This window comes from Hyphomicrobium sp. CS1GBMeth3 (assembly GCF_900117455.1).
Classification (GTDB): Bacteria; Pseudomonadota; Alphaproteobacteria; order Rhizobiales; family Hyphomicrobiaceae; genus Hyphomicrobium_C.
The window spans coordinates 326,694-347,805 of sequence record NZ_FPHO01000002.1 but is presented as its reverse complement, the minus strand read 5'-3'; the positions used below and the strand labels follow the sequence as shown (position 1 = coordinate 347,805).

The following is a 21,112-nucleotide window of genomic DNA, read 5'->3' as shown; positions in this document are numbered from 1 at the left end:
TCCGCAATACCTAGGCTGGGGACCTTAAGTCTCCATCGACGAATGACCACAAGCGCGGGGTAGCGCGGTGTCGGGCTTGGAGTGTGCCGAGCCTGTATCGCTATTGGGTCGCCAATTTCGATGGCGGCGGTCTACCAGCGCGTGCGGGTCGGTTCTCCCCATCGCGAAAAAACAATCGGGTTTCACTAGGGGCCCGACCAATTGGACCGACGTTCCTAAAGTCCCGGGGGCGGGGCCTGCCTTTATGAATTTCATGACCCGACCACGGGTCGAACGCTGCTGCGCGCCTGCGCAGCGGGCGCGGTTGATTACGTGTGTGTGCGTGGAGTGTGCGTCATGCGTGCCGATGTCAGGCGGGCGAAATCAAAGGCCTGCAGCGTCGTTTGCAGTGCTTCCATTTTTGCTTTTGCATTGTGGGTGGTCTCCTATGGAATCGGCGTCACCCCAGCAGCGGCTCAAGGGTCGTCTGTGTGTGACATTGGAGACGCTGTTGGGCCCAACACTCTCGTGGGTTCTCAAACGCAAAACAGCAATAGTGACGCTCAAAGGTTGGCTTTCGTCCAGCAAGTCACCGGAACAAATCAAGTGGTCCAGGTCGCCTGCTCCTTCGGATCGGGACAGAGTGGCACATGGGATTCAACTCCCCAAACGACAACCCACATCCTCGTCAAGGCTTCGACGATTCAGCAGGTCTTCGATGTGCCGGATGCGACCACAGGTCAATGGTCGACGCAGTGCATCCGGAATCCTGGCAACCAGCAACCCAGCGTATCCGGAGTGTTTTGCTATCAAGTCGGAGGACAAACCGGGAAGGGATCGATAAGCGTTACGAAGAAAGTTCAGGGAGGCACAGGTACTTTCAATTTCACCATTGCTGGCCCGACCCCTCAAAATTTCAGTATGTCTCCACCATTGGACGGCGAACAGACACAGGGATTCGGAGCGCAGAATCCAGGTCTTTATACCGTTGCGGAATCGCTTCCTCCGCCTGCCGGTTTCGATCTTACAAGCATATCGTGCACGAGCAGCAACGGCGACGTTTTCAATCCGGATGTTAATGCGGGCACAGTCGCTGTAGATCTGCAAAGCGGAGAGACAATCAACTGTACGTTCACAAACGCAAAGCAGCCGTCTCGCGACGAAGGCACTCTCAAGATCGTGAAGGTTACGAACGGTGGCGACGACGCATTCAATTTCGCTGTCGACCCGGGAAATGCCCAACTATCCATCACTACCCAGAACGGGCAGGGAGAGACTAATCCGCTTGTACTAGCTGCCAACCAAACCTATTCCGTCGAGGAGTTGGACACAGCCGGCTGGACCTTGACGGGGGCGATATGCGTAAACGATCAGCAACAAATGCAAGGCACGCCAAGCGGCAGGACGATTACAGATATCCAACTCGATCCTAACGAGGATATCGTCTGCACGTTCACCAACAAGCGCGATGACGATCCTGATGACGATCGTCCTGAGGAAGAGACCAAGCGCTTTATCCACCGACGCGTCGACAATCTTCTGACCTACGGTCCGGATCGTGCGCGCATTTTGCGTCGACTGCAGAGCGACGAGCCGGTCCAAAGCCTCAAGGACGGTCCGTTGAAGCATTCGGAGGAGGGCAGACCGGACTCCATGATGCTCGGTCGCGCTCCAATGGGTGTTACATCAGGCTTCGGCGGAGCGCTAGGTTCCAGCATCGGCCTTGGAAATTCTCCCCGTGGCTATCCCAGCAGCGTGCTGGCACTCGGTTACAACAATCCGTTCGTTCACGACGGCATAATCGTGAAGGACGAGACCCAAGTCGCACCCCACGCGGATCCGGCAACTCCGTCCATTTTCTCGCAGTTTGCGTCGAGTTTAATGCCACTTGCGGCTGGCGAGACGTCCTTCAAGTTCGGCACCAGCCTCAGCGAGGTGCGAGCCGCTGCTGCGAGTGCGGAGGAGCAGAAGGCGCGCGCCAAGGCTGAGCGGGCAGGCTTCGACGCCGTCCCGTACACCAATCCATACACCTCCATGCGGCAGGGCTTGGACGTTTGGGTTGAGGGACACGTCGCCCGCTACAATGACAACATCGGCGGCATCAAGCGGGACGGCGATTTCCGCATCCTTTACGTCGGTGCCGACTACGTGCTTGCGCCCGGTATCCTGGTTGGAGCCTTGGTCCAAGTCGATCATACTGAGGAGGAGATAAATGACCCCGCGCTAAGGGGCAGTATCGATGGTACGGGATGGATGGCCGGCCCCTATATTGGCGTACGTCTGCTCGACAACCTATTCTTCGACGCCCGCGCGGCCTGGGGTCGCTCCAGCAATGATATCTGGCTGGACGATCCCACGAATAATGGTCGCTTTGATACGAACCGGTGGTTGGCCAACGCGTCGCTCACCGGCAACGAATACATTGGACCGTGGCGGCTTTCCCCGCAGCTGGCGATCGCTTACGGCAATGAGGACTCGGATGCTTACACAATGGGCCTCGGGCAGGCCGTTGGGAGCACCGAAGCCACCATCGGCCGCCTTACGGGCACGATGGAAGTTGGCTACCGGATGCAGCGCATCGACGGCACGATCATCGAGCCCCACGTGTCTATCGCGGGGATCTGGAACTTCGATACCGACGACCTCTCGATTGGCGGCGTCCTGCACGAGACAGACGAAGCACGCGCAAAGGTCGAGGGCGGGGTGTTGGTCAGCACTCCTCAAGGATGGGGGTTTAGAGCGGCCGCTAGCTATGATGGTATCGGGGCCAGTGACTATGATGCATACTCAGGCTCGCTTTGGATCAACATTCCTCTGAATTGAGGAGAGCATTGCGATCCTGCGCTCGGGCTCGGGCCGAGGTGGCCGTGCGCACTGACGTGCACGTGGTCGGCGCCTTCATCGTTCTCCAGCCCAACACGCAGTTGGACGCCGCAGCCGTCGGCGCCTTCGCCCGCGAGCGCCTCGCCGCCTACAAATGCCCACGCGAAATCCGCTTCGTCGACGCCCTTCCCCGCACGGTCAACGGCAAAATCAAACGCGCCGCGCTCGTCCGCTCATGACCCAATTCGGACCTATGCAGTGCGTGAGGTGAGCGGCAGCTCAGCGCCCAGTTGTCGTCGTTCCGCCGCCCAACGAGTGATCCCAAGAGCCGTCATTCGTTCATCCGAACGCGCGAGCAGGCTGGACTTAAGACTGAGACTTTTCTGCCGGTCCGCTTTCAAAATTGCGAATGGCGGAGTACCGGACGTTCTTCCCGACCCGCCAGGCTTCCTGCGGCCTATGCTTCCTGCCCGGTATGCGCCGTCCCTTTCGCGATCCAAATATTATAGTCGATGGGCCGCTCAGACAGGGGCAGCTGGCGCACGGTGCGGATAGTCTTCGAAGCACTCGAGCAGCAATTCGGTGAGGATCCGTACCTTCCGTGAGGGATGCTGCCCTGGCGGGCGGATGACGTACACACCTGCCGGAGGCGGTGGATACCGTGTCATGACCGGAACAAGCGCGCCGGAGGCCACATATTCATGGGTGACGCCATCGGGGATCCAAGCAATGCCGAGCCCTGCCACTGCTGCGGCGGCGAGAGCTACAGCGTTGTCGGCCTTGAAGCGCCCCTGCGGACGAACCGTGAAGATCTTGTCGCCATCCATGAACTGCCAGGTTTCGGTGCCCTGCATGAGGGCCTGATGGGCAACGATCTCGTCCGGTGTCTCCGGGGCACCGTGGGCTTTGATATAGTCCGGGCTCGCGACGAGCTTCCCATAGATCGGCCCGACGCGCCTTGCGATCAGGTTAGAGTCCTGGAGATAACCAACACGGATCGCACAATCAAAACCCTCCCCGATGAGATCGACGAAGCGATCGCTGTACGAGGTATGGATGTGCAGCTGCGGGTGGCGTCGCGCCATGTCCGCGAGCACGTGAGCGAAGTGAGTCGGTCCGAAAGAAAGTGGCACAGCAACTCGCAAGCGGCCGCGAAGGTCACCGGCCGGCAGGATTGTTTCCCTGGCCGCGTCGATCTCGGCGCTGACTCTGGCTGCATGGTCTCGAAACGTGATCCCGGCTTCCGTGAGAGCAGCGCCGCGGGTGGTGCGTGCAAGAAGCTGGATGCCAAGTTCCGCTTCAAGCCGGAATAGCCGCCGGCTGACAATCGACTTGGAGACGCCGAGCCGGCGCGCGGCGGCCGAAACGCCCCCGGCATCAGCAACTTCGACGAATGTCGTCAGGTCTTCGATGTCCAATTCGGCGTTCCCCATTTCGCAACACAGCGTAGCTCGAAGGAGCACTACCGTATCACAAATGGGAATGACAAATCTCCGTCCGGGCAGCGCCACAGTTGCGCATGTCTCCCGGCAACCAGCCTCACCCGCAACGGCAGCAGAGGATAGTCATGACCTTTCGAAACGGCCTTGCTTCGCTTCTTCGTCCCGAAGATTCGGTCCTCGTTCTGATCGACCACCAGCCTTATCAACTCACAAACCTGAACAGCCACGATCCGCAAGCTGTGGTCAACAACACGACCGCGCTGGCGAAGCTAGCAAAAGCCTTCAATGTTCCGACCATTCTCACCAGCGTGATCGCGGCGCGCGGTGGACTTCTCTTTAAGCAGATCACCGACGTATTTCCGGACCAGGAAGTCATCGATCGCACTTGGGTGAACACCTGGCAGGACGAGAATGTGGTGAACGTCGTCAAGGCGACCGGCCGCAAGCAGCTGATCATCGCCGGCCTGTGGACCGAGGTCTGTGTCGCAATGCCTGTGATCCAGGCCGCCGGCGAAGGCTGGGACGTGACCGTGATCACCGACGCGTCGGGCGGGATTTCGAAGGAGTCTCACGAAGTTGCCATCCAGCGAATGATCGCGGCCGGCGCGAACGTGATGACCGTGATGGCGCTCGCTGGCGAATGGCAACGCGATTGGGCGCGCACCGAGCATGTCGAGGAGCTGACCGAGATTCTCATCCAGCACTTCGCCGGCAGCGGCATCGCATATCTTTGGGAGCAGCAGCTTCTCAACACGCCGGTACCGAGCACCGCGGGCTGATCTGAGTGGGATGACGAGACTCTTGAACGATACGTTGCGAGAAAGCTGACTGCTTATCGAAGCTCGTCATCCCCCATCTACAATGGCTGCTTTCAGCATTTGGCGTTTCATCACCGAAGGGCCGAGATCGGTGGAAGCCGGTCAGCGGCTTTACATCCATCAATTTAGAAGGCGGACATCCACTTCCAGACCCGTCGGTCCGCCGCAAACGCGCGGACGTCGGCTAGTTCGTCGAGCGCCGTGCCGATCGGCCTGCCAGCGCCGTGTCCGACGCGCGTGTAGACGCGGAGGATCCTCGATCGATCACAAGGTCGGCGGCCTGAAGCGCCGACAACGAGCGGAACGGCAGCTTGTTACCTTTGCCCACCGAAACCGGACGAACCGCTGCCGGCCCAATCGCGACGTTTTTAGATCGCTCTAAGAACAGTCGAAGGCAGTGATCTTCAGCTCAATGCAGCGAGGCACAGCTACTCTCGCTACTCGGCAGGCGGTTAAGAATTGACGGGCAGCTCGGCGCGTCCAGGCTTCTGCGACTTGCCATTATTGGGCGTTGAAGCCCACGTCCACGCGGCAGACGCAGCTGATGGCGGACGCGACCGCTCGTTCTCGAATAGGACGATACCAAGGAAGATGAGCGAGATCGGCAGCAAGTACCATTGCCCCACCACGAAACTCGCATAGCCGATGCCAGTCCAGAGGGCGAGCGTCACCATACGCCAAGCCCCGGAACCACGCAGAGGCGTGCCGCGCGAGAAGCGGAATGCCTCTGTGACCCCATAGATCACTAGGCTCGAAAACACCGGGAGCAAGAGAGCGATCTGGCCTGCGACGCTGATCGCGAACGAGATCGCGACCCATAGGACGGCAATGAGAGCAGCGTTCGCAATCTCGCGACTGCGCACAATTTCAAGCAATTGCGCTTCCCTCTCAGCTGGGACAACCTTCAAGGCTAGACCTAGGCGACGAAAGGCATCTGTGGAAATTGATAAATGCAATTTGTTTCATTGCGATTATTGATGGTCGTCGTGAGCAGACGGAATGGAGGCGGTGCTAGGACGAGATCTCTCCCATGCGTAAGCGGTAAATTGCTTCGAGCTGGTCGGAGTTTGTAACTCGCACGGCCAAATCCCGGAGCAGACCATCGTGCAGGCCATAGATTAGGCCATGGACCGATAGGGGTCGGCCGCTCGACCAAGCATTCTGCACGATCGTCGTATGGCACACGTTTTTGACCTGCTCGATGACGTTGAGCTCGCACAGGCGGTCGGCCCGTGTCTTGAGGTCTGCGATGCCATCAAGCTCAGCCCGATGACGGGCATAGATGTCCTTTATGTTACGCAGCCAGTTATCGATAAGACCGAATTGGCGCGAGCTGCACGCCGCGTGAATGCCACCACATCCGTAGTGCCCGCAAACGACGATGTGCTCAATTCTCAGAACCTCAATCCCAAACTGCAACACTGAGAGGCAGCTCATATCTGTATGCACGACGAGGTTCGCAACGTTGCGATGAACGAACACCTCGCCTGGCTTAAGACCCAGGATATGATTAGCGGGAACACGGCTATCTGAGCAGCCGATCCAAAGGAACTTGGGTGTTTGCTGTTCTGCGAGCCGCTGAAAGAATGCGGGATCATTCCTCTGGCTGTCTTCAGCCCAACGACGGTTGTTCTCGAACAGTTTGGTCAGTTCTGACACACCCACACTCCGCTTGCCGGTTGCCCGCAGCTTACGTCGGCTGCAACGCCTTGCTGCGGGTAAGGGATGAGACGCCTCCTAGATTGGCAAATTGAATAACTTATGTGATAGCTATTGTTATTTTCAATTATAGGAAGTTCGCCGTGCCGAAGAAGCTACTCAACCTCGACGTAGACCTCCTGCGGACGTTCGTTGTGATATCGCAAGCCGGTAGTTTCACCCGCGCAGCTGAGCGCCTTTTGCTCCAGCAGTCCACGATTTCGCTTCAGATCAAACGGTTGGAAGACGCACTTGGACAACGGCTGCTCGATCGAACTCCGAGATCCGTCAGTCTCACGCCGGAAGGCGAGGCCGTGCTCGGCTACGCCCAAAAGATTCTCGACCTCAACGACGAGGTGGTCTCGTTAATCCACGAACCCCAGATGCGAGGTACCGTGAGACTCGGCACGCCCGAGGACTTCGCGACGCATCACCTAAGCGGAATTCTCGCCCGCTTCGTTCAAGCATATCCGTCTGTCGCGCTCGAAGTTACCTGTGACCTCACCCTCAATCTACTCAACGGATTTCGATCTGGGGACTTCGACATCGTTCTGGTAAAACGGGAGCAGGGTGCGGGCACACAGGGCTTGAGGGTTTGGCGCGAACCGCTGGTTTGGGTATCGGGAACGCACGATTTCATCTCGGAAAATGGCGCGCTTCCCCTGGTCGTTTCTCCGGAACCTTGTGTCTACCGCAAGCGCGCAGTTCAGGCTCTGAAGCGCGTTGGGAAGCGATGGAGGATCGCATACACCTGTGCCTCTCTCGCAGGAGCTCTCGCAGCCGTGCGAGCGGGTTTGGGCATTGCTGTACTCCCCCGGGAGATGGTTTCTCCCGGCTTCCATATGATCGACGGAGAGCCTTTGCCCGATCTGCGGGACACCGAGATCGCACTTCTTGCTATTCGCCATATCTCGGCGCCGGCAGCAAGGCTGCGCGACCACATCATCCGCTGTCTTGGAGACGGAACAGAACAGGTTCGTGCGCATGTACCGGAGCGGGTGCAAACCGGGGAACATGTCAGGTCTCGTATGCGCCCCAACAAGGGACTTGAAGAGACCCGGGGACACGATCAACCTAATAAATCTTCCTTTTCGTGAGTACGGCTCAGATCTCTTTTCCCCTACCAGACGTACGACAGATCAGAGTTCCGGCCCCACACCCTCAAGCCGCCTTGGCATCCTTGGCAGCGATCTCGGCCAGCGTCGAGACGAGTTCGCGCACGCCCTTGAAGCGCACGTCGGTTTGATCCCAATCGCCGCGGAAGACGAGCTTGTGGTCCGGCTGCAGCCTGGCGAGCCCACGCGAAGCTTGCAGGAATTGCGCAAGCCCCTGCGCATTGCCGAACGCGTTGCGATGGAATGTGACCACTGCGCCCTTGGGTCCCGCATCCACTTTCGCGATGCTCGCCGCGCGGCAGAGCCCCTTGATCTCCATGACGTCCAGGAGATGCTCCACCTCGTCCGGCAGCTCGCCGAAGCGATCCACCAGTTCGGCCGCAAAGGAATCGATCTCCGCCCGCGTCTCGAGCGACGACAGGCGCCGGTAGAGACCGAGCCGGAGTTGCAGATCGGCGACGTAGGTCTCCGGAATAAGCACGGATAGCCCAATGGCGATCTCCGGGCTCCACTTGTCGTCCGCTTCCGCCAGATCGCCGCCCTTCATGGCCGCGACTGCCTCCTCCAGCATCGACTGGTAGAGCTCGAAGCCGACCTCGCGAATATGCCCCGACTGCTCCTCGCCGAGCAGGTTGCCCGCGCCACGGATGTCGAGATCGTGCGAGGCGAGCGAGAAGCCCGCGCCCAGCGTATCGAGCGACTGCAGCACCTTGAGACGCTTCTGCGCGCCTTCGCTGAGCGCCTGCCCCGGCGGTGTCGTGAAATAGGCATACGCACGCCGCTTCGAGCGCCCGACGCGGCCGCGCAACTGATAGAGCGCCGCCAGGCCGAACATGTCGGCGCGATGCACGATCAGCGTATTGGCGTTCGGCACGTCGAGGCCGGATTCGACGATCGCCGTCGAGAGAAGCACGTCGTACTTGCCCTCGTAGAACGCCGTCATGATGTCCTCGAGCTCGGATGGCGCGAGCTGGCCATGCGCCCGCGCGATCTTGAGATGCGGCACCGCTTCGGAAAGGAACGTCGCCACGTTGTCGAGATCGGAGATGCGCGGCGCGACGTAGTAGGTCTGCCCGCCGCGGTCGCGCTCACGCTTCAAGGCATCGATCAGGATCACCGGATCAAATTCGGAAATGTAAGTGCGGACCGCAAGCCGGTCCACCGGCGGCGTCGTGATGAGCGACAGCTCGCGTACGCCGGTCAAAGCCAACTGCAGCGTGCGCGGGATCGGCGTCGCCGACAGCGTCAGCACGTGCACGTCCTCGCGTAGCTGCTTCAGCCGTTCTTTGTGCGTGACGCCGAAATGCTGCTCCTCGTCGATGACGAGCAGGCCGAGCCGCTGGAATTGGATCTGCTTGCCGAGCAGCGCGTGCGTGCCGACGACGATATCGATGGTGCCGTCCTTGAGCCCGTCCTTGACGGCTGTGAGATCCTTCGCAGCAACGAGTCGGGAGGCCTGCGCCGTCTTGAGCGGCAGGCCTTGGAAGCGCTCACGCACGGTCTTGTAGTGCTGCCGGGCGAGCAGCGTCGTCGGCACGACGATCGCAACCTGCAGCCCGTTGATGGCCGCCACATAGGCCGCGCGCAGCGCCACTTCGGTCTTGCCGAAGCCGACGTCGCCGCACACCAGCCGGTCCATCGGGCGCCCCGACTGCAGATCGCCGACCACCGCCTCGATGCTGGCTTCCTGATCCTCCGTCTCCTCGTAGGGGAAGCGCGCCACGAACTCGTCATAGTTGGACGGCGGAGCCAGCACCGGCGCCTCGCGCAACTGCCGGAGCGCCGCGATCTTGATCAGCTCGCTCGCCATCTCGCGCAGGCGCTTCTTGAGGCGCGCCTTGCGTGACTGCCAGCCGACACCGCCGAGCTTATCGAGCTGCGCCGAGCCATCGTCGGAACCGTACCGCGACAGAAGCTCGATATTCTCGACCGGCAGATAGAGCGTATCACCGCCCGCGTACTTGAGCTCGAGGCAGTCGTGTGGCGCGCCCAGCGCCGTGATCGTCTTGAGGCCGTGAAAACGTCCGATGCCGTGATCGGCATGCACGACGAGATCGCCTACCGAAAGGCTCGTCGCCTCGGTCAGGACATCGGCGGCGCGCTTGGCTTTGCGCCGCGGCCGCACGAGCCGGTCGCCGAGGATATCCTGCTCGGCCACGACCACCAGCTCCGGCGTCTCGAAGCCCTGCTCGAGCCCCAGCACGGCGAGCCCCGTCACGCCAGGATCGAGCGCCAGCGCCTCCGCATATCCCTCGACTTTCGCCTGCGCCTTGAGCCCATGATCGGCGAGCAGCGAACCCAAACGCTCGCGCGCGCCGGGCGTCCACGCCGCAACCATCACGCGCCGATGCGAAGCCTGCGCCTGCTTGATGTGCCCGACGACGGCATCGAACACGTTGGCGTCCGGGTTCTGCCGCTCAGGCGCGAACGAGCGGCCCATGCGGCCGCGCCACGGACGCACACCCTCGCCCTCGGTCATCTCGAACGGCGTCAGGCGCACGACCTTGCGCCCGCTGAGCGCCTTGCTCCACGCCTTTGCGTCGAGGAACATTCGGTCCGGCGGCACAGGCTTGTACGGCGGCGCCCCGAAACGCTCGCTCTCGAGGCCTTCCGTGCGCGCCAGATAGTGCTCACTGACCTGATCGAAACGATGCTTGATCGCGTCGTCGACTAGATGATCGAAGGTGAGCGCCGCATCGCCCGTATAGTCGAGCAACGTCTCCAGCGTCTCGTGGAACAACGGCAGCCAATGCTCCTGGCCCGCATAGCTCCGCCCGGCGCTGACCGCTTCGTACAACGGATCGTCGCCCGTCGCGCCGCCGAACAGCTCGACATACCGCGAGCGGAACAGCGCCGTCGCGGCTTCTCCGAACGCGATTTCCGACACCGGCATCAGCACGAGCTTGCGCAGCGCCTTGGACGTACGCTGCGTCTCAGCGTCGAATGTCTTGATGCTCTCCAGCGTGTCGCCGAAGAAGTCGAGCCGCACCGGGTTCTGCCGTCCGGGCGGAAAGAGATCGATGATACCACCGCGCACGGCGACCTCGCCTTGCTCCATGACGGTGCCCGTGCGTGTGTAGCCCGCAAGCAGAAGCCGCGACACCAGCCGGTTCATATCCACGCGCTGCCCGGGCGCGAGGCTCTTCATGGCGTTGCGGATGAAGTCACGCGGCGGCACGCGCTGCAGGATCGCGTTGACGGTCGTCAGCACGATCAGCGGCTCGCTGCGGCTTGTGAGTGCAAGCCGGGCAAGCGACGTGATGCGTCGCGCCACGATCTCGGGGTTGGGGCTCGAGCGATCGTAGGGAACGGTATCCCAGGCCGGGAACGGCACCACGCGTACACTGGGCGCAAAGAAGCGCAATTGGCCTTCGAGCTCGGTAAGCCGCCGGTCGTCCCGCGCGACGTGAACGATGAGACCCGACTTCTTGCCGTCAGCGGCTTCCTCGACAAGGCGCGCGAGCACGAGCGCGTCGAGCCCCTCCGGCACGCCCGTAAAGATCAGATCGGCTTTTTCGCTGACGGCCTCAGTCATCGTTCTCCAAATCCAAACACATCAGGCCGCGTTCGACAGGGCAGCGGCCACCACTCGCTTTACTCGAGACCGTGAAACTGCCGGATCTCGGCAACCACGTCCGCAAACTCGGCGCTCACGGGAACCGAGGGGGCCAGCAGCCACGACTGGATCTCGGGCGTGGTGACCGCCAGAAACCGCTCGAAGTGGTCGAGATCGGCCGCCGTCATGGCAGGAAGTCGCGCCCCGGCAAAGCGCCCGACGAGAAGGTCGAGTTCCTTCGTTCCCCGGTGCGCCGCCCGCCAGGCCGCACGCTTGCGCCGGACCTCGATATCCTCGCTCATGATCAGAAAACCGGCTCTGATAACTGACGCGCTTTTTGCGGGCGAGAAGCCGATCGAATTATCAGCCGCGCTTTGCGTCGCCCGCCGTGAGGTGTCATATAACGCCCTCTCCGGGGCCTGTCAGCCCATGCGGGCGGCCCTGGCCGATCCGCGTCGCCGCAGGCCGGTTTCGCGCCGTTTTCGATCAATTTCCGCCGGACGCCATGCGGCACAGTGAGCTGACCCCCCTGTTTGCCTCGGCGGACGCCCTGAAGGGCGTCGGCCCGCACGTCGTCACGCTCCTGAAGAAGGCCCTGCGCCTGCCGCCGGGCGTCACCCAGCCGCGCATCGTCGACCTGCTCTGGCACCTGCCCACAGGCGTCATTGACCGGCGCGCAGAGCCAACCGTGGCCGCCGCCGTGCCGGGTACCATCGCGACCCTCAAGGTGCGCGTCCTGAAGCACCGGGCGCCACCCCGCGGCAACAATAAGGCCCCCTATAAGGTCGCGACCGAGGACGAGACCGGCCGCCTCGACCTCGTGTTCTTCCGTGCCGAGCGCTCCTTCGTCGAGCGCCAACTCCCCGTCGGAGAGGAACGGTACGTCTCGGGCCGCATCGAGCGCTACGGCGAGACGCTGCAGATGGCGCACCCCGATTACATCGTGGCTCCGGAAGCCCGCGGCGACCTCCCGCTGCTGGAGCCCGTCTACCCGCTGACCGCGGGCCTCTCCGGCAAGGTTCTGCTCAAGGCCGAACGCCAGGCCCTCGAGCGAGCGCCGACGCTCGCCGAATGGCTCGACGCTGCCTGGCTGAAGGAGCGCGGCTGGCCCACGTTCGACGAGGCGCTGCGGCGCATCCACCGTCCCGACGACGCGGCCGACGTCTCGGCCGGCAGCGCGCCACTGCAGCGCCTCGCCTATGACGAGCTCTTGGCCAACCAGCTCGCCCTCGCCATCGTCCGCGAAAGCTTCAAGGCCCAGCACGGACGCCCCGTGAAGGGCGACGGCCGCCTGCGCGAGCGCATCATCGGCGCGCTACCCTTCGCGCTCACTAACTCGCAACGCACGGCCCTGCGCGAGATCGAGACCGACATGGGCGCCCCGCGCCGCATGCTGCGCCTACTGCAAGGCGACGTCGGCTCCGGCAAAACGGTCGTCGCGCTCCTTGCCATGACGATCGCCGTCGAAGCGGGCGCCCAGGCGGCGCTGATGGCGCCGACCGAAGTCCTCGCCCGCCAGCACGCCGAGACCATTGCGCCGCTAACGGATGCCGCCGGCCTCACGATCGGCCTTCTCACCGGACGCGAGAAGGGCCGCATCCGCACTGAGATCCTGACTCGCCTCGCCTCCGGCGAGATCGACATCCTGATCGGCACCCACGCCCTATTCCAGGATGACGTCGTGTTCCGCGACCTCGCCTTCGCCGTCATCGACGAGCAGCACCGCTTCGGCGTGCACCAGCGCCTCGCGCTGCAGAGCAAGGGCGACGGCGGCGCCAACATGCTGGTGATGACGGCAACGCCGATCCCTCGCACGCTGCTGATGACGCACTACGGCGATCTCGAGGTCTCGAAGCTCACCGAGAAGCCCGCCGGCCGCAAGCCGATCGTGACACGCAAGATCCCGATCGGAAGCCTCGAGAAGCTGATCGCGCGCATCAAGGCGCAGCTCGCCGAAGGCGCGCAGGTTTATTGGGTGTGCCCACTGATCGAAAGCTCCGACGTGTCAGATCTTGCCGCAGCAGAGGAGCGCCACGCGCACCTCACTCAGGTACTCGGCGGCGGCGTTGGCCTCCTGCACGGCGCCATGAACGCCACCGCCAAGGACGCCACCATGGCTGCCTTCGCCGACGGCAATCTCAAGGTGCTCGTCGCCACGACCGTGATCGAGGTCGGCGTCAACGTGCCGAACGCCAACATCATGGTCATCGAGCACGCCGAGCGTTTCGGCCTCGCCCAGCTTCATCAGCTGCGAGGACGCGTCGGACGCGGCAGCCGTGAGAGCTTCTGCATGCTGCTCTACGCGGACCCGCTCGGCAAAACCGCCGAGCAGCGGCTCTCGATGATGGAGGAAACAGAGGACGGCTTCCTCATCGCCGAGAAGGATCTTGAGCTGCGCGGCGGCGGCGAGGTTTTGGGCGCGCGGCAAAGCGGCGAAGCCGAATTTCGCGTCGCCGGCGGCGCAAGCTTCTCGGAGCTGTTGTCAGCGGCCCACGACGATGCTCGGCTTATCTTGTCTTCCGACCCGAGTCTCACAGGCCCACGCGGCGAAGCCCTGCGCCGTCTGCTCTATCTGTTCGAATGCGACGAGGCCATCCGTCTCTTCCGCGCCGCCTGACACGCACTTCGCCGAGCCCACGCTAAAACCCGGTTCCCGGCGGCGGCGGAACCGGCCGTCTTGTCTCGGTACGGATCCCGCGCTCAGCGAGCTGCTTCAGGCGCGCCTCGTAGTCCGGCACCACCATGCCGGCCGACATGATGATCTTTGCCGCGTCCTCGACTGTCATGTTGAGGAACGTCACGTCACGGCGTGGCACAAAGCAGACGAAGCCAGTGGGGGGTACGATGCCGGTCGGCATGAAGACCGTCACCAGATCCTCCTCGCCGCCCGGCTGTGTGATCGAGATCTCGCCGCTCGCATCTCCTGTGACCAGGACGATCGACCACAATCCCTTCGACGGGAACTCGATCATCCCGACCTTCTGGAAACCCGTCTGCGTGTTGCTGCGCGTCGCGGCAACGAGCGACTCGAAGAACTGCTTCAGCGCCCGATAGAGGTTGCGCACCACGGGCATGCGATCGAGCGCCATCTCGCCGAAGGAGATCAGCGAGCGCCCGAGCAGGTTGGCGGCCAGCGCTCCGGTGAGCGTCAGGAACACGATACCGAACAGGAGTCCGATCCCCGGCACCGCGAACGGCAGGTAGGTATCCGGCAGATAGGCGACCGGCACGAACGGCTTCAGCCACGCGTCGGTGACGTTGATCACCCACCAGATGATGTAAATCGTGAGCGTCACCGGCCCGACGATAATCAGCCCCGTGAGGAAGTAGTTGCGCAGTCTGGCGCCGATCCTGAGCGGTGCCCCCTCGTCGGCAGCCAGACTCTGGATGCCGGCAGAAAGGCTGCCGTTGTCGCCGCTCTTGGGCGGTGTTTTACCGGGAGGATCGTCGGTCATTGCAGAGCCATCGTGGAGCCCCCGCCGCGGAGCGTCAACTCCCGCCAGTCCCGCGCGCCGGCTACTGCGTCACCACGAGGCAATCGAAGCCTTGCGGCTTCAGCGTCGTGCAGAGCTGGCTCGGCTCGCTGGCGTTTGCGTACGGCCCGAGCCGCACCCGGTAGAACGTACCCATGCTGCCGATCACCGACTCGTCGATCTCGGGCGACACCCGCCCCTCGCGGACCGGCGGGTAGCTGCTGAGCGTCTGCACGAGCCGCTCCGCCTCCTCGCGGGAGCGCACGGCGGCAACCTGAAGCTTGTATTTACCGGCAGCGCTCGCCGCCGTCGCAACTTTGACCGGAGCGGGCGCGGGCTGCGCCGCGCCGCTTCCCCCTGCCCAAGGCAGCGCTTCGGAGGTCTGAGCCGGAGGCGAATCCGGACCACGCTGCACCATCGACGAGGTCTGCGCAGTGACAACGGTCGTATCCGGATTCCACGCGGGGCCCGTCGAGCCGGTAGCGGATGAGGCGTCCGCCGAGCTCGAGCCGAACATATTGCCGAAGAAGTTGCTGACGGCCGTGCCGCTTCCGGCAAGCGGGTTGCCGGAGGCAGCCGGTGCCGGCTCGCCTGCGCCGCCCATCGGGCTGAGCCCCGTGTTTGGCGCGGGCTGCGCCGCGTAACCTGCCGAGACCGTCGACTGCGCAGCGGGCGCCGAGGCCGTTTGCGTCTCCCACGACGTTGTAGGAGAAACCGGTGCCGCCTCTGCCAACATCACAGTGCCGGTCCCCTGCGGGCTACCTGCAGCACCACCTGCATCGCCCGCGAACCCGACAGCCGGCGCCGCAGACAAACCAGTCGCCGCAGGCTGACCAGACGGCGCAGGCTGAGACGAACCGCCAACGCCCGGCAGGAAGCTCCAGAACGACGAGATTTCCTGGCCCTGCGTTTGGGCACTCGCTGCGGGTACCGGCGCGGGCTGCGACGAGCCCGTCAGCGACGGCATCGAGAAGTTGTTCCAGAACGATTGCTCTGTGACGTGCACGACCTGCGCGCCGCTCGGCGGCGTCGGTGCCGCAGCCGCTTTCGTGCTTTGATCGAGCGGCGCCCCCCCGATCGGAGGCGGCGTGTCGCCGAGACCAGCCTCGCGGTAGGCAAGCTGCCGCTCCTCGGTGGCCTTGGCTTTGTCGGCCTCACTGAGCCCGCCCTTGAGCCAGACGGCCGTCGTAAGATCGGAGATCGCCTGCGCCGGCCGTCCGAGGCGGCGGTAGGCGGAACCACGCAGATAAAGCGCCCGCGCCATCTGTGCGTTCGGAAGCCCTCCGCCGGCCAGCGCAGCCGAAAGCTGTTGCTCGGCGCCCGTCATGTCGCCCGATTCGAAAGATTTCGTGCCCGCTGCATAGGCGCGCTGTGCCGTCGCCTGATCCGGCTGCGCGCTCTCGGCCTTGGCGGCCTTCTTCGACTGAGCAAAGGCATCTGCGCCAACGAGCGGACCGGCGAATGTCAGCGCCAGCGCGGCGACGCCGAGCCGCAATCCGCGCAACCGCCCCCGGGCCGCCGATCCGGTGTCCGGACGATCCCCGCCCGGGCATCGATACGTCGTCGCATTCCCCATGCGCGCTCTTCCCTGCAGTCTTGCGATTTTACGCAGTACCCCCGCGAACCATTAGGTCAATCATAGGGAAGAGGCAAATCCGGGGCACTACGAAGGCGGCCTTATCCCCCCGTTCTCCCCTTATTCCACCGTCACCGATTTTGCGAGGTTGCGTGGCTGGTCGACGTCGGTGCCCATGAAGACGGCGGTGTGATAGGCGAGCAGCTGCACTGGCACCGCGTAGATCAGCGGATTGGTCAGCGGATGCGCCGACGGCGCGCTGATATGCGCCGCCACCTGGCAGCCAACACTCTCGGGATTTGTGTTAGAAATCAATATGATCTGCCCGCCGCGCGCGGCCACTTCCTGCACGTTCGAGACGGTTTTCTCAAGCAGGTCGTCCTCCGGCGCCACGACGATCACGGGCACGTTCTCGTCGATCAGGGCGATCGGACCATGCTTGAGCTCGCCTGCAGCATAGCCCTCGGCATGGATATAGGAGATCTCCTTGAGCTTCAGCGCCCCCTCGAGCGCGATCGGATAGCTCGACCCGCGGCCGAGATAGAGCACGTCCCGGGCCTTGGAGAGGGCCTGCGCCAGCTCGACGAAGGCCTGCTCGTCATGCAGCATCGACGAGATGAGCCGCGGCACCTCGATCAGGGCCGTGACGAGCTCCTGTTCCTGCTCGGGCGAGATCGCACCCCGCGCCTTGCCGAGCGCGATGGCAAAGCAGGCCAGTGCCGCCAGCTGGCAGGTGAACGCCTTGGTCGACGCCACGCCGATCTCGGGCCCGGCCAGCGTTGGCAGCACGGCATCCGATTCCCGCGCGATCGTTGACGTCCTGACGTTGACGATCGAGGCGATACGCTGACCGTTGGCGCGCGCATAGCGCAGCGTCGCGAGCGTATCGGCCGTCTCGCCGGATTGCGAGACGAACAGCGCCAGCCCATCCTGCGGCAGCGGCGCCTCGCGGTAGCGCAGCTCCGACGCAACGTCGATCTCGACCGGAACCCGCGCGTAGCGCTCGATCCAGTACTTGCCGACCAGCCCCGCGTAATAGGCAGTGCCGCAGGCCGAGATGGTGACGCGCGAGATCTTGGTGAGGTCGACGCCGAGATCCGGAAACGCCACGCGCCCGTTCGCCATATCGAGATAGTTCGACAGCGTGTGGCTGATGACGTCCGGCTGCTCGTGAATCTCCTTCGCCATGAAGTGGCGGTGATTGCCCTTGTCGACGAGCAGCGAGCTTGCGACGGACTTGATCAGCGGCCGCATGACGGGCTCGCCCGCCTCGTTGAACACCTCGACGCCCGCGCGGCGCATAACCGCCCAGTCGCCCTCCTCGAGGTATGTGATGGCGTCGGTGAACGGCGCCAGCGCGATCGCGTCGCTGCCGAGATACATCTCGCCGGTGCCATGCCCGATCGCGAGCGGGCTGCCCTTGCGAGCGGCGATCATGAGGTCGTCCTCGCCCGCGAAAATGATGCCGAGCGCGAACGCGCCCCTGAGCTTGCCGAGCGCCAAGCGCGTCGCCTCGATCGGCCCCAGCCCGCGGTCGAGCTCGTGCGTGACGAGGTGCACGACGGCTTCGGTGTCGGTATCGGTCTCGAAGCTATGCCCTTGGGCCGTCAGCTCGGCTTTGAGCTCGCGGAAGTTCTCGATGATGCCGTTGTGGACCACCGACACCTTGGCGCTCATATGCGGGTGCGCGTTGCGCTCCGTCGGCCGGCCGTGGGTCGCCCAGCGCGTATGCCCGATGCCCGTGCGCCCACTGAGCGGCTCCGTCAGCAGCCTGTGCTCGAGATTGCGCAGCTTGCCCTCGGCACGCCGGCGCTCGAGGTGCCCGTTCTCGACGGTCGCCACGCCAGCGCTATCGTAGCCGCGATATTCGAGCCGGCGCAGCGCGTCGACGAGATCCGTCGCCACGGGCTTGCTGCCGAGAATGCCGACGATGCCACACATATGGGCGCCCCTCGCTACCTTTGGAATCACTGCATCCTTAGCGGGAATACTTTGATATCGCCCTACGAAAGGGGTCGCAGCCTTTCAAATCAAACAATGTGTCAAATCTTAACGGAGCTTAAGAACCTACTTGCCCGCGCTCGCCTTGCGCCGGGCCATCATGGCACGGAACTTTGCCGCCCAGCCAGGACGCTCGTCCTGACTGCTGCGCTCAAGCGCCAGCGCGTCCGCCGCGACATCCTTCGTGATGACGCTGCCCGAGCCGATGTAAGCGCCGGCACCGATCTTGACCGGCGCCACCAGGGCTGAATTGGAGCCGACGAATGCCCCCTCGCCGACCTCCGTCTTGTGTTTGAAGAAGCCATCGTAGTTGCAGAAGATCGTGCCAGCCCCGATGTTGGCCTTGGCCCCGACGGAGCCATCGCCGAGATAGGCGAGATGATTTGCCTTGGCACCATCCCCGAGCGTCACGTTCTTCACCTCGACAAAATTGCCGATGTGCACGTCCCGGCCGAGCCGCGCGCCGGGCCGCAATCGTGCGTACGGGCCGATGCGCGCCCCAGCCCCGACGTGGGCCCCTTCGAGATAGGAATTGGCCTTGATCTCGGCCCCCTCGTCGACGCGCACGTCCGCGCCGAAGAACACGTTCGGCTCGACGACAACGTCGCGTCCGAGCACAGTGTCGAACGACAGCCAGACCGTCTCCGGCGCGATCATCGTCACGCCCTCGGCCATGGCCCGCGCCCGTGCCCGGCGCTGCCAGATCGCTTCCGCCGCCGCCAGCTCGCCCCGCGAGTTGACGCCAAGCACCTCGTCCTCGTCGCAGACGACGACGGCCGCGCGGCCGCCCTCGCGACGTACGATCTCAATCGCGTCCGTGAGGTAGTACTCGCCCTTGGCGTTGGCATTCCCAATCTTGCCGAGCACATCCAGCGGTGCTGGAAGGCGGAACGCCATGACGCCCGAGTTGCAGAGGCGAACCGCAAGTTCGTCCGGGCTCGCGTCTTTGGCTTCGCGAATGGCGGCGAGCGACCCGTCCGGCCCGGTGATCAGACGCCCGTAACTGCCCGCTTCACGCGCCTCGAAACCGAGAACGGCGACCGCGGCGCCGCGATCCAACTCGCCCAGGAGGCGCTCGACGGTCTCCGCCGTGATCAGCGGCGTATCGGCGAACAACACGAGAAGATCGCCCGCATGACCGGCGATGGCTTCGCGCGCGGCCAGCACGGCATCCCCCGTCCCCGCCTGGTTCTGCTGCACGAAGACCGAGACGCCCGGCGCCGCCGCCAACGCGTCCTTGCGCACGGCCTCCATGTCGGGCCCCACGACGACGGCGAGCTTGCCACCTCCGACGCTACCGGCGAGCGTCAGCACATGGCCGAGCATCGGACGCCCGGCAATGCGATGCAGCACCTTGGGCAGGTCGGAGCGCATGCGCGTCCCCTTGCCGGCGGCCAGCACGACGGTCAGCAGATTTCGGCTCATGACGGACCCTTGTAGATGCCAGGAGGGAGAATCCGGCTGCACGCTATAGCCCCGCACTTCCGTGCGCAAATGGCCACATCGCGCCGCCATCTGCCGATCGGCTTGGGACAACGCTCCGATATCCCCAAACCGTCCACAGTTGCATCGGCCCGCGCGTTGACCCTCCACGCCCGACTCAGACACCAACACTCATTAAGTCAGAGCGCCTCTACGGCGACGGAAGAGATCCGACCACAAAGGATCCAGAGGTCAGGCCGCGGCGTGTCGAGAGCCAGAAGTAGGGTCCGGAAGCATATCATGACCGAGAAAAGTTTCCCGCAGCCGAGCTCGCCGCATACCCCGAGCCGCCGGTTCACGCGCTACTCGCTGATCTGGGCGGGGGCGGCCCTCGTCTCGCTCCTCTACCTCGTGCTGCTGGCGACGCAGCCCACGCTGGTTGCCGGCATGCTTGGCGCCGGCGCCGAGCCCAAGGAAGCAACCGCCACCCAGAAGGCGCTCGACGAAACGGTCGCCGAAGTCCGCTCGCTGCGTGACACAATCGACCTTTTCCGCAACGAGCTGGTCGAGGTCCGCGCTCAGGTTTCCAACCAGTCGGACGTCACGCGCGAGCTGACAACTCGCCTCTCGACACTCGAAACCAAGGCGGCCGAGCCGGCGAACGTCGCCGAGGCTGACACCAAGGCCAAGGACACGAAGAAGGCGAAGGAAGCGCCGACCAAGGAAGCGGCCGCGAAAAAGACTCCGGCTAAGCGTGAGATCGAAACTGGCAGCGTGGCCCAGAAGTCGGCCAACGCGCCCATCACCTTCGGCCCGCCGGTCGTGACGCCGGCCGCCGCGCCGCCCGCGAGCAACAGCCAGATCGGCGTGCAGATCGCAACCGGCCCGTCGGTCGATAGCCTGCGGCTGAGCTGGACGCTGCTCAACGAGCGCCACGGCACCACGCTGAGCGCGCTCGAGCCGCGCTATATGACCGATGGCTCTGGATCGGAACGCAGCTATGACTTAGTCGTCGGCCCCGTAGCATCCGCAGACGAGGCACGGCGCCTCTGCCAGGAACTCTCCCTCAGGGCAACACCGTGCACGGTGAGCCGCTTCACGGGCGACGCCCTCTGATCAGACGCGCAAAACCGGAATAGAGAAACGGGGTGCGAGCCGGCCAGCTCGCACCCCGAAATCGTTGCACGCTCCGTCTCCGGGGCGAAGTGC

The 21,112-nt window shown here is 63.7% G+C and carries 15 protein-coding genes; 6 read left to right on the top strand and 9 right to left on the bottom strand.

What is annotated here, in order from left to right; all coding sequences use genetic code 11:
* Positions 1–336 precede the first annotated feature (336 nt).
* Positions 337–2,802 carry an autotransporter outer membrane beta-barrel domain-containing protein gene (locus CS1GBM3_RS01755; protein WP_083566952.1) on the top strand — a complete coding sequence of 822 codons (2,466 nt, stop codon included), beginning with the start codon at positions 337–339 and terminating at the stop codon, positions 2,800–2,802.
* A 44-nt stretch (positions 2,803–2,846) separates the two neighbouring features.
* A complete protein-coding gene (locus tag CS1GBM3_RS01750; protein WP_280172623.1) occupies positions 2,847–3,041 on the top strand; it encodes an AMP-binding enzyme in 195 nt (64 codons plus the stop codon).
* A gap of 282 nt (positions 3,042–3,323) precedes the next feature.
* Here the strand turns inward: CS1GBM3_RS01750 and CS1GBM3_RS01745 are convergent, their stop codons facing one another.
* The gene (locus CS1GBM3_RS01745; RefSeq protein WP_072393456.1) at positions 3,324–4,220 is read right to left on the bottom strand and encodes a LysR family transcriptional regulator; all 897 of its coding nucleotides are present in this window, start codon (positions 4,218–4,220) and stop codon (positions 3,324–3,326) included.
* Between the two features lie 149 nt (positions 4,221–4,369).
* On the opposite strand from CS1GBM3_RS01745, the gene CS1GBM3_RS01740 reads away from it, so the two are divergent.
* Positions 4,370–5,023 carry a hydrolase gene (locus tag CS1GBM3_RS01740; RefSeq protein WP_072390559.1) on the top strand — a complete coding sequence of 218 codons (654 nt, stop codon included), beginning with the start codon at positions 4,370–4,372 and terminating at the stop codon, positions 5,021–5,023.
* A 491-nt stretch (positions 5,024–5,514) separates the two neighbouring features.
* On the opposite strand, the gene CS1GBM3_RS01735 is transcribed toward CS1GBM3_RS01740, so the two are convergent.
* Both CS1GBM3_RS01735 and can read right to left on the bottom strand, forming a co-directional pair.
* A complete protein-coding gene (locus CS1GBM3_RS01735; RefSeq protein ID WP_072390556.1) occupies positions 5,515–5,937 on the bottom strand; it encodes a hypothetical protein in 423 nt (140 codons plus the stop codon).
* 136 nt (positions 5,938–6,073) lie between these two features.
* Positions 6,074–6,721 carry a carbonate dehydratase gene (gene can, locus CS1GBM3_RS01730; protein WP_072390553.1) on the bottom strand — a complete coding sequence of 216 codons (648 nt, stop codon included), beginning with the start codon at positions 6,719–6,721 and terminating at the stop codon, positions 6,074–6,076.
* Between the two features lie 143 nt (positions 6,722–6,864).
* On the opposite strand from can, the gene CS1GBM3_RS01725 reads away from it, so the two are divergent.
* Positions 6,865–7,857 (top strand): LysR family transcriptional regulator, encoded by a 993-nt coding sequence (locus CS1GBM3_RS01725; protein WP_083567236.1) that lies wholly within the window; start codon positions 6,865–6,867, stop codon positions 7,855–7,857.
* A gap of 64 nt (positions 7,858–7,921) precedes the next feature.
* Here CS1GBM3_RS01725 and mfd read toward each other — a convergent pair whose 3' ends face one another.
* Both mfd and CS1GBM3_RS01715 read right to left on the bottom strand, forming a co-directional pair.
* Positions 7,922–11,410: a transcription-repair coupling factor gene (gene mfd, locus CS1GBM3_RS01720; RefSeq protein ID WP_072390547.1), complete on the bottom strand. Its 3,489-nt coding sequence runs from the start codon at positions 11,408–11,410 to the stop codon at positions 7,922–7,924.
* A 59-nt stretch (positions 11,411–11,469) separates the two neighbouring features.
* Positions 11,470–11,733, bottom strand: a complete 264-nt coding sequence (locus CS1GBM3_RS01715; RefSeq protein WP_072390544.1) for an FAD assembly factor SdhE — start codon at positions 11,731–11,733, stop codon at positions 11,470–11,472.
* A 203-nt stretch (positions 11,734–11,936) separates the two neighbouring features.
* On the opposite strand from CS1GBM3_RS01715, the gene recG reads away from it, so the two are divergent.
* Positions 11,937–14,048: an ATP-dependent DNA helicase RecG gene (gene recG / locus CS1GBM3_RS01710; RefSeq protein ID WP_072390541.1), complete on the top strand. Its 2,112-nt coding sequence runs from the start codon at positions 11,937–11,939 to the stop codon at positions 14,046–14,048.
* 22 nt (positions 14,049–14,070) lie between these two features.
* Here the strand turns inward: recG and CS1GBM3_RS01705 are convergent, their stop codons facing one another.
* The 4 genes from CS1GBM3_RS01705 to glmU form a co-directional block, all read right to left on the bottom strand.
* On the bottom strand, positions 14,071–14,886 hold the full coding sequence (locus CS1GBM3_RS01705) for a DUF502 domain-containing protein (protein WP_072390538.1): 816 nt from the start codon (positions 14,884–14,886) through the stop codon (positions 14,071–14,073).
* 61 nt (positions 14,887–14,947) lie between these two features.
* Positions 14,948–16,480, bottom strand: a complete 1,533-nt coding sequence (locus tag CS1GBM3_RS01700) for an SPOR domain-containing protein (RefSeq protein ID WP_083566950.1) — start codon at positions 16,478–16,480, stop codon at positions 14,948–14,950.
* A gap of 120 nt (positions 16,481–16,600) precedes the next feature.
* Positions 16,601–18,421, bottom strand: coding sequence for a glutamine--fructose-6-phosphate transaminase (isomerizing) (gene glmS, locus CS1GBM3_RS01695; protein WP_072390532.1), 1,821 nt, complete (start codon positions 18,419–18,421; stop codon positions 16,601–16,603).
* Positions 18,422–18,547: 126 nt separating this feature from the next.
* Positions 18,548–19,906, bottom strand: a complete 1,359-nt coding sequence (gene glmU / locus CS1GBM3_RS01690; RefSeq protein ID WP_072390529.1) for a bifunctional UDP-N-acetylglucosamine diphosphorylase/glucosamine-1-phosphate N-acetyltransferase GlmU — start codon at positions 19,904–19,906, stop codon at positions 18,548–18,550.
* Between the two features lie 297 nt (positions 19,907–20,203).
* Here glmU and CS1GBM3_RS01685 point away from each other — a divergent pair, with 297 nt between their 5' ends.
* Complete coding sequence (locus CS1GBM3_RS01685) at positions 20,204–21,019, top strand: hypothetical protein (RefSeq protein WP_072390526.1); 816 nt, start codon at positions 20,204–20,206, stop codon at positions 21,017–21,019.
* The last annotated feature ends 93 nt before the right edge of the window (positions 21,020–21,112 follow it).

Bases quoted from the DNA above. Each gene is read 5' to 3' on its own strand.
- CS1GBM3_RS01755 (WP_083566952.1), top strand. From the start codon at position 337: ATGCGTGCCGATGTCAGGCGGGCGAAATCAAAGGCCTGCAGCGTCGTT.
- CS1GBM3_RS01740 (WP_072390559.1), top strand. From the start codon at position 4,370: ATGACCTTTCGAAACGGCCTTGCTTCGCTTCTTCGTCCCGAAGATTCG.
- mfd (WP_072390547.1), bottom strand. From the start codon at position 11,410: ATGACTGAGGCCGTCAGCGAAAAAGCCGATCTGATCTTTACGGGCGTG.
- CS1GBM3_RS01715 (WP_072390544.1), bottom strand. From the start codon at position 11,733: ATGAGCGAGGATATCGAGGTCCGGCGCAAGCGTGCGGCCTGGCGGGCG.
- recG (WP_072390541.1), top strand. From the start codon at position 11,937: ATGCGGCACAGTGAGCTGACCCCCCTGTTTGCCTCGGCGGACGCCCTG.
- CS1GBM3_RS01705 (WP_072390538.1), bottom strand. From the start codon at position 14,886: ATGACCGACGATCCTCCCGGTAAAACACCGCCCAAGAGCGGCGACAAC.
- CS1GBM3_RS01700 (WP_083566950.1), bottom strand. From the start codon at position 16,480: ATGGGGAATGCGACGACGTATCGATGCCCGGGCGGGGATCGTCCGGAC.
- glmS (WP_072390532.1), bottom strand. From the start codon at position 18,421: ATGTGTGGCATCGTCGGCATTCTCGGCAGCAAGCCCGTGGCGACGGAT.
- glmU (WP_072390529.1), bottom strand. From the start codon at position 19,906: ATGAGCCGAAATCTGCTGACCGTCGTGCTGGCCGCCGGCAAGGGGACG.
- CS1GBM3_RS01685 (WP_072390526.1), top strand. From the start codon at position 20,204: ATGACCGAGAAAAGTTTCCCGCAGCCGAGCTCGCCGCATACCCCGAGC.